General features: G+C 71.8%; 13 protein-coding genes. 7 read left to right on the top strand and 6 right to left on the bottom strand.

Annotation, left to right across the window (positions count from 1 at the left end; translation table 11 throughout):
• Positions 1-74 precede the first annotated feature (74 nt).
• On the top strand, positions 75-2,237 hold the full coding sequence (locus OG219_RS14600; RefSeq protein ID WP_266826611.1) for an acyl-CoA dehydrogenase: 2,163 nt from the start codon (positions 75-77) through the stop codon (positions 2,235-2,237).
• A gap of 112 nt (positions 2,238-2,349) precedes the next feature.
• Here OG219_RS14600 and OG219_RS14595 read toward each other — a convergent pair whose 3' ends face one another.
• Positions 2,350-2,982: a response regulator transcription factor gene (locus tag OG219_RS14595; RefSeq protein ID WP_266836095.1), complete on the bottom strand. Its 633-nt coding sequence runs from the start codon at positions 2,980-2,982 to the stop codon at positions 2,350-2,352.
• Between the two features lie 51 nt (positions 2,983-3,033).
• Complete coding sequence (locus tag OG219_RS14590; RefSeq protein ID WP_266826609.1) at positions 3,034-4,254, bottom strand: sensor histidine kinase; 1,221 nt, start codon at positions 4,252-4,254, stop codon at positions 3,034-3,036.
• Between the two features lie 322 nt (positions 4,255-4,576).
• On the opposite strand from OG219_RS14590, the gene OG219_RS14585 reads away from it, so the two are divergent.
• From OG219_RS14585 to OG219_RS14575, 3 genes are all read left to right on the top strand, one after another.
• Positions 4,577-5,452, top strand: a complete 876-nt coding sequence (locus tag OG219_RS14585; protein WP_266826607.1) for a MaoC/PaaZ C-terminal domain-containing protein — start codon at positions 4,577-4,579, stop codon at positions 5,450-5,452.
• 98 nt (positions 5,453-5,550) lie between these two features.
• The gene (locus OG219_RS14580; RefSeq protein WP_266826606.1) at positions 5,551-6,627 is read left to right on the top strand and encodes a Zn-dependent alcohol dehydrogenase; all 1,077 of its coding nucleotides are present in this window, start codon (positions 5,551-5,553) and stop codon (positions 6,625-6,627) included.
• 41 nt (positions 6,628-6,668) lie between these two features.
• Positions 6,669-7,607 (top strand): 3-oxoacyl-ACP reductase, encoded by a 939-nt coding sequence (locus tag OG219_RS14575; protein WP_266826604.1) that lies wholly within the window; start codon positions 6,669-6,671, stop codon positions 7,605-7,607.
• A gap of 111 nt (positions 7,608-7,718) precedes the next feature.
• On the opposite strand, the gene OG219_RS14570 is transcribed toward OG219_RS14575, so the two are convergent.
• Together OG219_RS14570 and OG219_RS14565 are read right to left on the bottom strand one after the other, a co-directional pair.
• Positions 7,719-7,871: a hypothetical protein gene (locus OG219_RS14570; RefSeq protein WP_266826602.1), complete on the bottom strand. Its 153-nt coding sequence runs from the start codon at positions 7,869-7,871 to the stop codon at positions 7,719-7,721.
• A 45-nt stretch (positions 7,872-7,916) separates the two neighbouring features.
• A complete protein-coding gene (locus tag OG219_RS14565) occupies positions 7,917-9,200 on the bottom strand; it encodes a hypothetical protein (protein WP_266826600.1) in 1,284 nt (427 codons plus the stop codon).
• Positions 9,201-9,503: 303 nt separating this feature from the next.
• Between OG219_RS14565 and OG219_RS14560 the strand changes: the two genes are divergently transcribed.
• From OG219_RS14560 to OG219_RS14550, 3 genes are read left to right on the top strand one after another with little or no spacing between them, the layout of a single operon-like run.
• Positions 9,504-10,355 (top strand): Nif3-like dinuclear metal center hexameric protein, encoded by an 852-nt coding sequence (locus tag OG219_RS14560; RefSeq protein WP_266826598.1) that lies wholly within the window; start codon positions 9,504-9,506, stop codon positions 10,353-10,355.
• Positions 10,352-11,095 (top strand): zinc ribbon domain-containing protein, encoded by a 744-nt coding sequence (locus tag OG219_RS14555; protein WP_266836094.1) that lies wholly within the window; start codon positions 10,352-10,354, stop codon positions 11,093-11,095. The genes OG219_RS14560 and OG219_RS14555 overlap by 4 nt, the downstream gene beginning before the upstream one ends.
• A gap of 40 nt (positions 11,096-11,135) precedes the next feature.
• Positions 11,136-12,626 carry a bifunctional RNase H/acid phosphatase gene (locus OG219_RS14550; RefSeq protein ID WP_266826596.1) on the top strand — a complete coding sequence of 497 codons (1,491 nt, stop codon included), beginning with the start codon at positions 11,136-11,138 and terminating at the stop codon, positions 12,624-12,626.
• A gap of 46 nt (positions 12,627-12,672) precedes the next feature.
• Here the strand turns inward: OG219_RS14550 and eda are convergent, their stop codons facing one another.
• Both eda and yaaA read right to left on the bottom strand, forming a co-directional pair.
• Positions 12,673-13,317, bottom strand: a complete 645-nt coding sequence (eda, locus tag OG219_RS14545) for a bifunctional 4-hydroxy-2-oxoglutarate aldolase/2-dehydro-3-deoxy-phosphogluconate aldolase (RefSeq protein WP_266826594.1) — start codon at positions 13,315-13,317, stop codon at positions 12,673-12,675.
• Positions 13,318-13,390: 73 nt separating this feature from the next.
• Positions 13,391-14,191, bottom strand: coding sequence for a peroxide stress protein YaaA (gene yaaA / locus OG219_RS14540; RefSeq protein WP_266826592.1), 801 nt, complete (start codon positions 14,189-14,191; stop codon positions 13,391-13,393).
• Positions 14,192-14,351: the final 160 nt, after the last annotated feature.

Raw genomic sequence — 14,351 nt, 5'->3', positions numbered from 1 at the left:
CAGAATGGAACGTGTTCTAGTCTTGCGCGCACCTCGGGGGAAAACCCTGGGTCCGGGTCCTTGGGGAGGCACGCATGGGCGGCGTCGGCATCGGGATCACGCCGGAGCAGCGGGAACTGGCCGAAGCGGTACGCGGCTGGATCGCGCGGGCCGCGCCGCCCGAGGAGATCCGCAAACTGCTCGACGCGCCGGCAAGCGGCAGACCCCCCTACTGGGACGGACTCGCCGCACAGGGACTGCTCGCCGTGCACCTTCCGGAGGCGTACGGCGGTGGGGGCGGGAGCCTCGTCGATCTCGCCGTGGTCGTCGAGGAGGCCGCGCGGGGCGCGTTACCGGGGCCGTACGCCGCGAGCGTGCTGGCGTCGGTGGTGCTGGCCCGGGCGGGGGCGTACGGGCTGGTCCGGGCCTTGGGGGAGGGGTCGCGGATCGGGGCCGTGGCCTTGGGCGCGGGGTCGCTGACCGCCGTGGCCGTGGACGAGGGGTTCGTGCTCGACGGGACGGCGCCGCCCGTGCTGTCGGGTGCCGACGCGGATCTGCTGGTCCTGGCGGCCACCCGGCCCGGGGGTGAAACGGTCTGGGTGACGGTGGACGCCGCCGATCTCCTCGTACGTCCCCACGAGAGCGCCGATCCGACGCGGGCGACCGCCGAGGTCCGGGCCCAGGGGGTGCGGGTCCCCGCCGACCGGGTCCTCGACACCGGCTCGGCGCTGGTCCGCGACCTCGCCGCCGTCGTCCTCGCGGCGGACGCCTGCGGTACCGCCGCGTGGGCGCTGGACACCGCCGCCGAGTACGCCAAGGTCCGCGAACAGTTCGGCCACCCCATCGGCCGCTTCCAGGGCGTGAAGCACCTGTGCGCCGACATGCTCGTACGGGTCGAGCAGGCGCGGGCGCTCACCTGGGACGCGGCGCGGGCCTCCCAGGAGCCCGACGGCGTACGGGAGTCGGTCTCCGCCCTCGCGGCCGGAGTCGCCCTCGACGCCGCGTACTCCTGTACCAAGGACTGCGTGCAGATCCTCGGCGGGATCGGGTTCACCTGGGAGCACGACGCCCACCTGTATCTGCGACGAGCCCTGGTTGCTCGGCAGTTGCTCGGGCCCGGCGACGGACACCTGCGGCGGGCGGCCGGGCTCGCGCGGGACGGCGTAAGGCGGGAACTGCGTCTGGAGCTGCCTGAGGAGGCGTCCGCGTACCGGGCGCAGGCGCGGGAGGCCATCGGGGCCGCGCACGGACTCGATCCCGCGGCCGTACGACGGCTCCTCGCACCCACCGGATACGCCGCCCCGCACCTGCCACCGCCGTACGGGCTCGGCGCCGGCCCCGTTCAACAGCTCGCCGTGCAGCAGGAGTTGGCGGCGGCGGACGTGCGGATCAGCGGTCTGGGCATCGCCACCTGGGTCGTACCCTCCCTCGTCGCGTACGGGAGCGACCGGCAGAAGGAGCGCTATCTCCTGCCGACCCTGCGCGGGGACCTCCTCTGGTGCCAGCTCTTCTCGGAGCCGGACGCCGGGTCCGACCTCGCGTCGCTGCGCACCCGCGCCGAGCGGACCGCCGACGGGCGCTGGCGCGTCAACGGGCAGAAGGTGTGGACGAGTTCGGCGCGCTGGGCGGACCACGGGATCCTCCTCGCGCGGACGGATCCGGCCGCCCCCAAGCACCGAGGGCTCACCTACTTCGTCGTCGACATGAAGAACACCGACGGCATCGACATCCGCCCACTGAAGGAGATCACCGGCGACTCCCTTTTCAACGAGGTCTACTTCAACGACGTGCTGCTTCCCGCGGACGCGGTCGTCGGCGAGGTCGACGACGGTTGGCGGGTCGCCCGTAACACCCTGGGCAACGAACGGGTGCACATGGCCGACCAGTTGGACTTCGGGGCGGGGCTTGAAGCGTTGATCGCCCGCGGGGACGGGGTGGACGCGGGGCGCCTCGGCGCACTGATCGCCGAGGGGCACGCGTTGGCCTGCATTGGGCTGCGGACGACTCTGCGGCAGGTTTCGGGGGTGGAGCCGGGGGCGGGGGCCTCGGTGCGGAAGTTGATCCAGACGGTGCATCGGCAGAAGGTTGCCGAGGTGGGGCTCGAACTCCTTGGGCCTGCGGGGGCGTTGTGCGAGGGGGCGGGGGAGCGGGCTGTGCACGGCTTTCTGCTCTCCCGGTGTCTGACTATCGCCGGTGGCACGACGCAGGTTCAGTTGAATGTTGTTGCTGAGCGGATTCTTGGGTTGCCGCGGGACTAGGAGCTGTCGTGTGTGTCGGCTGCGGGTCCGCTGTGGCTGGTCGCGCCCACGCGGCGGAGCCGCATATGGACACAGCCCCGCGCCCCTGAAGGGCGCTCCCGAACCCGGCGTGTCAGAGCCACCCCTGCTGCCGGGCCTCCCTCATCGCCTCCATGCGGTTGCGCGTGGCCGTCTTGCCGATCGCGGCGGAGAGGTAGTTGCGGACGGTCGACTCGGAGAGGTGGAGTTTGGTGGCGATGTCGGCGACGGTGGCGCCGTCCGCCGAGGCGTTCAGTACGTCGCACTCGCGGGCGGTGAGCGGATTGGGCCCGGCGCTCAGCGCGACCGCGGCGAGCGCGGGGTCGATGACGGTCTCACCGGTCAGCACGCGCCGGATCGCCTGGGCGAGTTCCTCCACGGGGCCGTCCTTGACGAGGAAGCCCGCGGCCCCCGCCTCCATGGCCCGCCGCAGATACCCGGGGCGGCCGAAAGTCGTGAGGATCAGCACCCGGCAGTCGGGCGCCTGGTCGCGCAGCTCGGCCGCCGCGTCAAGACCACTCATCCCCGGCAACTCGATGTCCAGCAGCGCCACATCGGGCCGGTGCGTCAAAGCCGCGTCCACGATCGCGTCCCCCGCCGACACCTGCGCCACCACCTGGATGTCCGCCTCCATCCCCAGCAGCAGAGCGAGCGCACCCCGCATCATTCCCTGATCCTCCGCGAGCAGGACGCGAATGGACTTGGCGGGCCGGTGATCCCGGGGCATCTCGTTCACGGGGTCAGAGTATGGGCCGGGGTCGCTGGCGGAGTTCTGGGCTCACCCCCGGTGACCGACCAGCTGTGATTCTCCTGGATCCCTCAGCGGATCCCTCAGCTCTTCCGGATCCACCGGCAGCTCGGCCGACACCGTGAACCCGCCCCGCGAACCCGGTCCCGCCTCCAGCGAGCCCCCGGCCGCCGCGAGCCGTTCCTTGAGGCCCTTGAGTCCGGTGCCCGCGACGGGCTCCTGATGGGTGGAGGAGGCGCCGGTGCCGTCGTCGGTGACGGTCAGGCGGACGCGTTCGGGGGTGCCGTCGACGGTGATGTCGCAGCGGGCGGCGCCGCTGTGCCGTACGACGTTGGTGACGGCCTCGCGGACCACCCAGCCGAGGAGTGCCTCGGTCTGGGGCGCCAGGGGTGTGCCCGACCGGCGGACGGCCGGCTCGACTCCCGCGGCGGACAGCACCGAGCGGGCGCCGTCCAGCTCCGTGGCGAGGCTGCCCTCGCGGTAGCCGGTGACCGCCTCGCGGATCTCCGTGAGGGCCTGGCGGCCGACCGACTCGATGTCCGTGACCTGGACGAGGGCCGCGGTCAGGTCGCGGTGGGCCAGCCGGCGGGCCGCCTCCGACTTCACCACGATCACCGAGAGCGTGTGGCCGAGCAGATCGTGCAGGTCGCGGGAGAAGCGCAGCCGCTCCTTCTCGACCGCGCGGCGCGCCAACTCCTCACGGGCGGCGCGCAGTTCCCGTACCGCGTCGGAGAGGGACAGGATCGCGGCGGTCACCGCGGTGGACAGGAAGGTGCCGTACGCGATGTTCACCGCGGTCCAGCCCTCGTGGAACCAGCCGATGGTCCCCGCGAGCACGCTCAGGCCGACGGCGAGGCGGCCCAGGAGCTTGCCGCGGACCACCGAGCCCACGGCGAGGCCGAGCAGCGGGAAGAACCACAGCCAGGAGTCGCCGTACCCGATGGCGAGACCGCAGGTCAGCAGTCCCATCAGGACGAGCGCGACCCGGGTGGAGCGGGCCTGGCGCCACTCCTTCGCGAAGGCGCGGAACACCACATGGATGTAGAGGGAGTTGAAGGCGAACAGACCCAGACCGCCGATCCAGGGGTTCGGCGTCTTGCCCTGGACGAGGTTGGAGAACGCGCCCATACCCATCAGCAGCCACGGCAGCATCGCGAAGCCGCCGGGCGGCAGGCCCATCTCGTCGGCTCCGGGCTCCCCGGACTTCCGCAGGGTGACCGTCTTGCAGTTCCTCTTCCACGTCCACGCCATCGCTTCTCCCCCTTGGCCATCCTGTCCGTGCGATGGGTACGACGCTACGGATCGGCGGCGCCGCCCGGCAGATGCGTTTGTAAGGAGTTGGGCGGGACAAATGTCACGGCTCGTCGATCCGGCACAGATCTGACATGGTGTCAGGAGGCTTCACAACTACTGGGCGCTGGGCTATACAAGGGGTCGCCGGACTGGAACGCGTTCTAGAAGAGGCGGGTTCCACGGCCCAGTGTCGACCTCGGTGCGGCCGACGGTGCGGACGGCCGCACCGGGGTCTCCATGCCACAACCGGATGACGTACGCGCTAGTGATCAGGAGTCCCATGCCCATTGACGCCGCCAAGGCCGTCGCAGCCGAGCCCCGGGCCGGAGAGATCGCCTGGGGTCACAAGGACGTCCAGCTCTACCACCTCGGCCTCGGCGCGGGCGCCAATCCCGACCGGCCGAGCCCCGCGACCGACCCGGACGAGCTGCGCTACACCCTGGAGTCCAGGCTGCACGTCCTGCCGAGCTTCGCGACCGTCGCGGGCGCGGGCTCCCCGGGCGTGATCGGCGGCCTCTCCATGCCGGGCGTCGAGGTCGACCTCGCCCGCGTCCTGCACGGCGGCCAGAGCATCCGGCTGCACCGCCCTATCCCGGTCGAGGGCAGGGCGACGGCCACCTCGCGGATCGCCGCCGTGTACGACAAGGGCAAGGCCGCGATCCTCGTCATGCGCACCGAAGTCACCGACACCGAGGGCCCGTTGTGGACGAACGACGCCCAGATCTTCGTACGGGGGGAAGGCGGCTGGGGCGGCGACCGCGGCCCATCCGCCCGCCTCGAAACACCGACCGGCCCCGCGGACAAGACCGTTGACCGCCCGGTCCGCGAGGACCAGGCCCTCCTCTACCGGCTCTCCGGCGACTTGAACCCGCTGCACGCCGACCCCGAGTTCGCCAAACTCGCCGGATTCGACCGGCCGATCCTGCACGGGCTGTGCACCTACGGGATCACGCTCAAGGCGGTCGTCGACACGCTGCTCGGCGGGGACGTGACCCGCGTCCGCTCGTACGCCACGCGCTTCGCCGGTGTCGTCTTCCCCGGCGAGACCCTGCGCATCCGGATGTGGCGGCAGGACGCCGGGATCCAGGTGACGGTGACCGCGGTCGAACGGGACGAGGCACCGGTCCTCGCCGACACCCTCGTCGAACACGCCTGACAGTCGTACGTACCTCCGTGACGTTCACCCTTGATGTTCATCCGTGACGTTCAACCCTCTCGTTCTTCCGTGACGTTCTTCCTGAGGGGAGCCGCACCATGCGCGCAGCCGTACAGCACGAGATAGGCCAGGACAAACTGGAAGTCCATGACGACGTCGAGGCCGTGGGCTTCGGTCCCGGCAGGGTGAGGATCCGGGTACGGGCCACGGGGCTGTGCCACTCGGACCTGTCGGCGATGAACGGCGTGCTGCCGCAGCCGGCGCCGTTCGTGCCCGGACACGAGGGCGCCGGTGAGGTCGTCGAGGTCGGCGAGGGCGTCACCAACGTCAAGGCCGGCGACCGCGTCGTCGTCTGCTGGCTGCCGGCCTGCGGAGTCTGTCCCGCCTGCAAGCGCGGCCAGACCGAACTGTGCCTGGCCGGGTTCATGAACGCCGGCACGCCCAACTTCAAGCGCCCCGGCGGAGACGTCTTCGGCTTCGCGGGCACCGGCACCTTCGCCGAGGAGGTCGTCGTCGACGCCGGGTGCGCCGTGCCGATCCCCGACGACGTGCCCTTCGACATCGCCGCCCTCATCGGCTGCGGGGTCACCACCGGACTCGGCGCCGCCCTCAACACCGCCGACGTGGAGGCCGGTTCGTCGGTCGCCGTGATCGGCTGCGGCGGCGTCGGCATCTCCGCGATCCAGGGCGCGCGGCTCAAGGGCGCGGCCGAGATCGTCGCCGTCGACCCGGTCGCCTCCCGCCGCGAGGCCGCGCTGAGGTTCGGCGCCACCCAGGCCGTCTCACCGGACGAACTCCCCGACGCCAAACAGCGGATCACCGCGGGCGAGGGCTTCGACTACGTCTTCGAGGTCGTCGGCCGCTCGGCCACCGCCCGCACCGCGTACGAGAACACCCGGCGCGGCGGCACCCTAGTCATCGTCGGCGCGGGCGCCATGGACGACTTCCTCCAGCTCAACATGTTCGAGCTGTTCTTCGACGAGAAGCGGATCCTGCCCTCGATGTACGGCGGCGGAGACGTCCTGCGTTCGTACGAGCGGACCGTCGCCCTGTGGCGTGCAGGGCGCATCGACCTGGAGGGCCTGATCACCCACCGGGTGCCGCTGGCCGAGATCAACGAGGCGCTGGACCAGATGCGGACGGGCACGGCGCTGCGTACCTGCATCGAGATCTGACCAGGCGACTTCCATGACCGCCACAACCTCTGAGGACCTTGATGTCACTGCCACTTGAGGGGCTGGCCGCGATCGTCACCGGCGCGGGCCGCGGGCTCGGCCGCGTCGAGGCGCTCGAACTCGGCCGGCTCGGCGCGGCCGTCGTCGTCAACGACTACGGCCAGTCCGGGCGCGACGGTTCCGGCGAGGCGTCGGCCACCCCCGCGGAGGAGGTCGCCGCCGAGATCCGTGACGCGGGCGGCCGGTCCTTCGCCCACACCGGGGACGTCGCCGACCACGAACAGGCCCGCGAGCTGGTCGAGTTGGCGGTCACCGAGTTCGGGAAGCTCGACATCCTGGTCAACAACGCGGGCATCCTGCGCGACCGGATGGTCTTCTCGATGTCGGAGGACGAGTGGGACTCGGTCATCCGGGTGCATCTGAAGGGCCACTTCAACACGACCCACTTCGCGTCCGTCCACTGGCGGGCCCGGTCCAAGGCGGCGGGCGGCCCGGTGTACGGGCGGATCGTGAACACCTCCTCGGAGGCGTTCCTCGCGGGCTCGGCCGGACAGCCCAACTACGCCGCCGCCAAAGGCGGGATCGTAGGGCTGACCACGTCCACGGCGCTGGCTCTCGCGAAGTACGGCGTGACCGCGAACGCGATCTGCCCACGCGCCCGGACCCGTATGACGCAGGACGTGTTCGCCGGTCTCGCCGAGCCCGACGACGGCCTGGACCCGCTCGCCCCCGAGCATGTCGCCCCGCTCGTCGGCTACTTGGCCTCGCCCGCCGCCGCGCACGTCAACGGTCAGCTCCTCGTCGTGCACGGCGGCATGGTCGCGATCGTCGAACGCCCGCGGGTGGCAGCGAAGTTCGACAGCAAGCAGGACGCCTTCACCTATGACGAGCTGGATGCGTTGCTCACCCCGCATTACGCCGAGCGGCCGACGGGGGAGACGTTCGCGGCGGCGGAGGTGTTGGGGCTCAAGCGCGGGTAGCCCTTTGCGGGCGGCTACTTAGCTGCTGGTTTGGCGCACGGAACAGCCCCGCTCGCTGTACAGCGAGCGGGGCCGTGGAGTTGCCTTGCCGATTGTGACCGCGACCTGTCGTCAGGCCTTGTTGCCCTGGTCGGACGGCTTGCGGTGGCGGCCCTGCGGGGTCGCGTCCGCGTCGCCGCCGGATACCACCGGGCCGCGGTGCTTGCCGTGGCCTTCGGCCTGGGCGTCAGTGGTCGGCCATTCCATCGTGCTGGTGTCGCTCATCTGGTGTTCACCCCGTAAACAAGATCCTTCTTGTGCCGGGGGATTCTAACCGGCGGTCAGGGCCGGGGTTTCGGCGGGGCTCGGGTTTTTCTCGCCCCCTCCGCCCCTGCCCGTCCCGTCCCTGGGGGCTGCGCCCCCAGACCCCCCTTCGGCCTGGACGGCCTCGTCCTCAAACGCCGGACGGGCTGAATGATCCCGTCCGCTCAAAGGTGCCTGTTGGAGAGGTACCGGGCGGGGTGCGGCCGCCCGTTCCGGCTCCGGGGGAGCGGGCGTGGCCCTCTCCGGTTGCGCCGCGGGCGCCTGTACCTTCGCCACCCCGTACGCCACCGTCCCCGTCGCGTACGGCAGTTGGAGCATGCCATCCCTGCTCCACAGGCCCGCCCCCGTCAACCACCCCTCGGGCGCCGGGAGATGGTGGACCTGACGTTCGGCGGGGCGCCACAGGCCCACCCAGGTGCCGGACGGGCCGTCGATGCGCAGGGCGACCGCGCAGTTCTCCGGCATCAGCACCTGGCCGGGCTGGATCGCGAACGGGGTCACCGTGCAGTCGGCCGGGTGGAGGCTCTCCGGGAAGCGGACCGGCAGGGTGCTGCCGAGGACGCCCCAGCCGAGGCGGTCGTGGCCCGGGGACGGGGCGTCGGAGCGGATGAGGAGCAGTCCGCTGTCGGGGTCCGCGAGGAGCAGCCGGTCGTTGCTGGTCTCGGCGATCTGCAGCAGCGGGGACACCTCGCCGCCGCGCTCCAGGTCGACGACGACCGTCTTGGTGCGACCGTCCTGGCAGCGGTCCAGGGCCAGCAAACGTCCCGTGCCGTCCAGCCAGACCCCGCCCGAGCAGCGGCCCGGCACCTCCGCCAGATGCTCGGGCCCGAAGGCGCCGCCCGCCACCAGCCACACCGCCGTGGACCCCCGTCCCACGGCGAGGGCGTACGCGCGATCCCCGTCCGGCGCGGGCGGCAGCAGCCGCAGCCGGGTGTCCGCGTCGGGGCACTCCACCGCACCGAGTGGCAGTTCGCCGGTGCCGGGCCCGGTCGGGTACAGCAGCGAGAACGCGTGCCGCCCGTCCGCCTCGCGGTGGATCAGGACCCGGCCGTCGGTCAGCGGCAGCACCTCGGTGCCGGGCTCCTCCGGCTGGTGGGCGGGCAGCGGTACTGCGTACGGCTCGGCGCCGTCCAGGGTCCAGCGCTCCGGGTACCAGGACTGGGACTCGCCGTCGAGGGCGAGGCGTGCCGCGTACGTTCCGTCAGCGGTGATCACGCAGGCGGGGCGGGCGGCCGGCTCGTACTCGTTCTCAGCCGCCCCGTTCCCGGGTTCGGTGGCACAGGCCGTCATCGTTCGGTCACCTCCGGCCACGAAACTAGTTTTCGCACGCACAGACGTGGGACCGCCGGGCGCACGTTTCACACATAAGGGTGGCCATGTCCCGATTCGCCTGAGGGAACGGGGGCGGATGTGCTGAACGGGACGGGCGGCGGGGGAGGGGAGTGGGGTGGGTGCAGGGGAGGGACCGTGAGAGGGGAGCGGGGCGACCGCGGCCCGTCCGTCGCCAGGGGCCCGGCCGGATCCGTCGCCGGTGTCCCGGCGGAGTGGCCCGCGGCCGGTGGGGGACCGGCCTGAGCCAGGTAGCCTTTCCCCGTGCCCCGTCTGTCTGAAGTCATCGCCGCGCTCGACGCCCTCTGGCCCCCGGAGCGGGCCGAGGGATGGGACGCGGTCGGCACGGTCTGCGGCGACCCCGACCAGGAGGTCACGCGCGTACTGTTCGCCGTCGACCCCGTCCAGGACATCGTCGACGAGGCGGTGAAGCTGGGCGCCGGCCTGCTGGTCACCCACCACCCGCTCTACCTTCGCGGTACGACGACGGTCGCGGCCGACACCTTCAAGGGCCGCGCCGTGCACACCCTGATCAAGAACGACATTGCGCTGCACGTCGCCCACACGAACGCCGACCGCGCCGACCCGGGAGTCTCCGACGCCCTCGCGGGCGCGCTCGACCTCCGCGTCGTACGACCCCTCGTGCCGGACCCGACCGACCCGGAAGGCCGCCGGGGCCTCGGCCGGGTCTGTGAGCTGGACCACCCGCTCACCGTCCGCGAGCTCGCCGCACGCGCCGCCGAGCGGCTGCCCGCCACCGCGCAGGGCATCCGCGTCGCGGGCGACCCCGAGGCGCTCGTACGGACCGTCGCGGTCAGCGGCGGCTCCGGCGACAGTCTCTTCGACGACGTACGCGCCTCGGGCGTTGACGCCTTCCTCACCGCGGACCTGCGCCACCACCCGGCGTCGGAGGCCCGCGCCCACAGTCCTCTCGCGCTGCTCGACGCGGCGCACTGGGCCACCGAGTGGCCCTGGTGCGAGTTGGCCGCCGCCCAGCTCGACGAGATCTCCGACCGGAAGGGATGGGGACTCCGCGTCCACGTCTCCAAGACGGTCACCGACCCCTGGACCGCCCACGCGGCCTCGACTACCGATACATCAGGAGCCCCCAACTGAACGCCGCGCCCGCCGACCAGATCCGACTCCTCGACGTCCAGTCCCTCGACGCGCGCCTTCAGCAGCTGGCGCACAAGCGCAGGTCGCTGCCCGAGCACGCCGAGATCGAGTCGCTGAACAAGGACCTCACGCAACTGCGCGACCTGCTCGTCGCCGCGCAGACCGAGGAGAGCGACTGCGCCCGCGAGCAGACCAAGGCGGAGCAGGACGTCGACCAGGTGCGCCAGCGCGCCGTCCGCGACCAGCAGCGCCTCGACTCGGGTGCCGTGTCGTCCCCCAAGGACCTGGAGAACCTCCAGCGCGAGATCACCTCCCTCGCCAAGCGGCAGGGCGACCTCGAAGACGTCGTCCTGGAGATCATGGAACGCCGTGAGTCCGCGCAGGAACGGTCCACCGAACTGACCGGGCGGGTCTCCTCCGTCCAGTCGAAGATCGACGACGCGACCGCGCGCCGCGACGCCTCCTACGAGTCGCTCGACGGCGAGACGGCCACGGCGACGAAGGAGCGCGAGGTCATCGCGGGCTCCGTCCCCGCCGACCTCCTCAAGCTCTACGACAAGCTGCGCCAGCAGCAGGGCGGCGTCGGTGCGGCCCGCCTCTACCAGCGCCGCTGCGAGGGCTGCCGCCTGGAGCTCAACATCACCGAGGTCAACGAGGTGAAGGCCGCGTCCCCGGACACGGTGCTCCGCTGCGAGAACTGCCGCCGCATCCTGGTGCGCACGTCCGAGTCCGGTCTCTAAGACCTGCAAGACCTGTAAGACCTGTTAAGGAGCTTGTGCGGTGCGGGAGTTCATCGTCGAGGCCGACGGCGGTTCCCGGGGCAACCCGGGACCCGCGGGCTACGGCTCCGTGGTCATCGACGCGGCCACCGGGGAAACCCTGGCGGAGGCCGCCGAGTACATCGGCGTCGCCACCAACAACGTGGCCGAGTACCGGGGTTTGATCGCCGGCTTGAAGGCGGCCCGCGAACTGGACCCCTCCGCCCCGATCCGCGTCCGCATGGACTCCAAGCTCGTAGTCGAGCAGATGTCGGGCCGCTGGAAGATCAAACACCCCGACATGAAACCCCTGGCGGCGGAGGCGGCCCGCATCCTCCCACCGTCCCAGGTCACATACGAGTGGATCCCTCGCGAGCAGAACAAACACGCCGACCGCCTGGCCAACGAGGCGATGGACGCGGGCAAGCGGGGCGAACAGTGGTCCCCGTCGGCGTCGACGGCAGAGCTGGACACGAGGGCGACGAGGACGGCTGCGCCTGAGCCGTCGGGCCCGCCGGGAGATGCATCGGCGGGCGCGGCAAGGGTAAGGGCGGCAATGGCAGGGCCGGTGCCCTCTGAAGCGCCGGTCTCGGAAACGCCCCTCCAGGGGCGCGGGGAACTGCGCGACCAGCCCCATGCGGCCCGCACTGCGAAGACTTCCGGCAGTTCCCCGTCATCGGGCGGCGCAGCCTCTGACGCGCCGGGTCAGGGAGCGCCCCTTCAGGGGCGCGGGGAACTGCGCGACCAGCCCCATGCGGCCCGCACTCCGAAGACTCCCGCCAGCCCCCCGTCCGGCGGCCCAGCCGCAAAGACCGAAGCCGACGTACGAGCCGCGCGAAACGTGGCGACGACCGCCCCGTCCACCGGCTGGGGCACAGCCCCGGACATGGGCGCCCCCGCGACCTTCGTACTACTGCGCCACGGCGAGACCCCCCTCACCCCGCAAAAGCGATTCTCGGGCAGCGGCGGATCGGACCCGTCCCTGTCGGACGTGGGCCGCGACCAGGCCGAACGAGCCGCCACCGCACTGGCCGCCCGCGGCACGATCCAGGCGATCGTGGCGTCCCCCCTCACCCGCACAAGGCAGACCGCCGCAGCCGTAGCCACCCGCCTGGGCCTCGACGTGACCGTCGAAGACGGCCTCCGCGAGACGGACTTCGGCGCCTGGGAGGGCCTGACCTTCGCGGAGGTACGGGACCGCTACCCCGACGACCTCAACGCCTGGCTGGAGTCGCCGAAGGCAGAACCCACCGGCGGCGGCGAGAGCTTCGAGGCCACCGCCGGCCGTATGGCCATCACCCGCGACAAACTCATCGCCGCGTACGCGGGCCGCACCGTCCTGCTCGTCACCCACGTAACCCCGATCAAGACCCTCGTACGCCTCGCGATCGGCGCCCCGCCGGAGTCCCTGTTCCGCATGGAACTGTCCGCGGCCTCCCTCTCCGCCGTGGCGTACTACGCGGACGGCAACGCGAGCCTGCGCCTGTTCAACGACACGTCCCACCTCCGCTGAGGAGGGCCGGTATCAAGGCCGTAGCCCTCCGCTGAGGGGGTCGACATCAAGGCCGCAGCGCCGCCGCCTCCCGAGCCAGGGACTCGATCCGCCCCCAGTCCCGCGCAGCGACCGCGTCCTCGGGAAGCATCCAACTCCCGCCCACGCACCCGACGTTGGGCAGCGCCAGATACTCCCGCGCGGAGACCGGCCCGATACCGCCCGTAGGGCAGAACCGAGCCTGCGGCAGCGGCCCCGCCAGCGACTTCAGATACGCCGTACCTCCCGCCGCCTCCGCCGGGAAGAACTTCATCTCACGCACCCCCCGCTCCAGCAGCGCCACGACCTCCGAAGTCGTGGACACCCCCGGCAGGAACGGCACCCCGGACCCCTCCATGGCGGCGAGCAGTACGTCCGTCCAGCCCGGACTGACCAGAAAACGCGCCCCCGCGGCCACGCACTCAGCCACCTGATCCGGCGAGAGAACCGTCCCGGCACCCACCACCGCGTCCGGCACCTCCGCCGCGACCGCCCGGATCGCGTCGAGCGCAGCCGGTGTCCGCAGCGTCACCTCGATGGCCCGCAGCCCACCCGCGACCAGCGCCCGCGCGAGCGGCACGGCGTCGGCGGCGTCCGTGACCACGACGACGGGGACGACCGGAGCGAGGTCCAGCACGGAGGCATGCGGAGATGAGGGCAGCGGCGAAGTCATGCCGCTCATCCTGCCCGGGGTGCGCAACATGCGCAAAGGTCATTGCGTATGCTGCAACGCAATTCGGAACGGGTCAGTGAATCTCCGTCACCACCACGTCCAGCGCCCAAGGCCTGCCCGCCTTCCCGGGCGCCGCCACCTCCACCGCGTACCCGAGATCCCGCAACGCCTCCACCAGCCTCGCCGGATCCTTCGGCGCCGCACCCGCCATGAGCAGGCTGCGCACGATCTTCCCCTTGGTCGCCTTGTTGAAGTGGCTGACGACGGACCGCTTCTCGACGCCGTTCACGAGCTGCGAGTGGAGCACCCGTACGGTCGCCGTCCGCTCGGCGACCCCGCCCTTCGGCTTCCAGGCGCCCGTGTACGCGGAGGACCGCAGATCGAGGACGAGCCCGTCACCGGCCGCCTCGGGGAGCGCGGCGGCCATCGGCGTACGCCAGTACGCGCCCAGCGCCCCCAGCGCGGGCAGCTTCACCCCCATCGAGCAGCGGTACGACGGGATCCGGTCGGTCACCCGGACCGCACCCCACAGGCCGGAGAAGACGAGGAGGGAGCGACTCGCGCGGCGCTTGGCCGCCGGGTCGAGCGAGGCGAGGTCCAGGGCGTCGTACAGGACCCCCGTGTAGATCTCCCCGGCCGGGCGCGCACCCGCCGTCCGCAACTCCGTGTTCTTGGCGATCTCGCCGCGCAGACCCTCGCTCAGCCCGAGCACCTCGCGGGCCTTCTCCTCGTCGCCGAGGCACAGCTCGACCAGCTCGTCGAGGACCGCCTGACGCGCCTCGGTGAGCCCCGCCAGCGACAGCGACTCCAGCTTCAGCGCGGTTCCCCGGCCGGAGGGCGCCTTGCCTTCGGAGGGCGGCAACAGCACGAGCACGGTGGTATCTCCCTACGGTGGATCTGGCCCGGGCAAGCCTAAGGGGTACGCGAAAGCGCACCGGGTCGGCGCTCTCGTCGACGAGGACCGCGATCTCGGTCGGACCGGCGCCCGGAGGGTCGGACCGGCCGCCCGCAGTGCCAGTCGATGCCGCCGCCCG

It is taken from the genome of Streptomyces sp. NBC_00038 (assembly GCF_026343635.1).
In the GTDB taxonomy this organism is placed as follows: domain Bacteria; phylum Actinomycetota; class Actinomycetes; order Streptomycetales; family Streptomycetaceae; genus Streptomyces.
The sequence above is the reverse complement of the archived record's forward strand: the minus strand, read 5'-3'. Positions and strand labels throughout refer to the sequence as shown.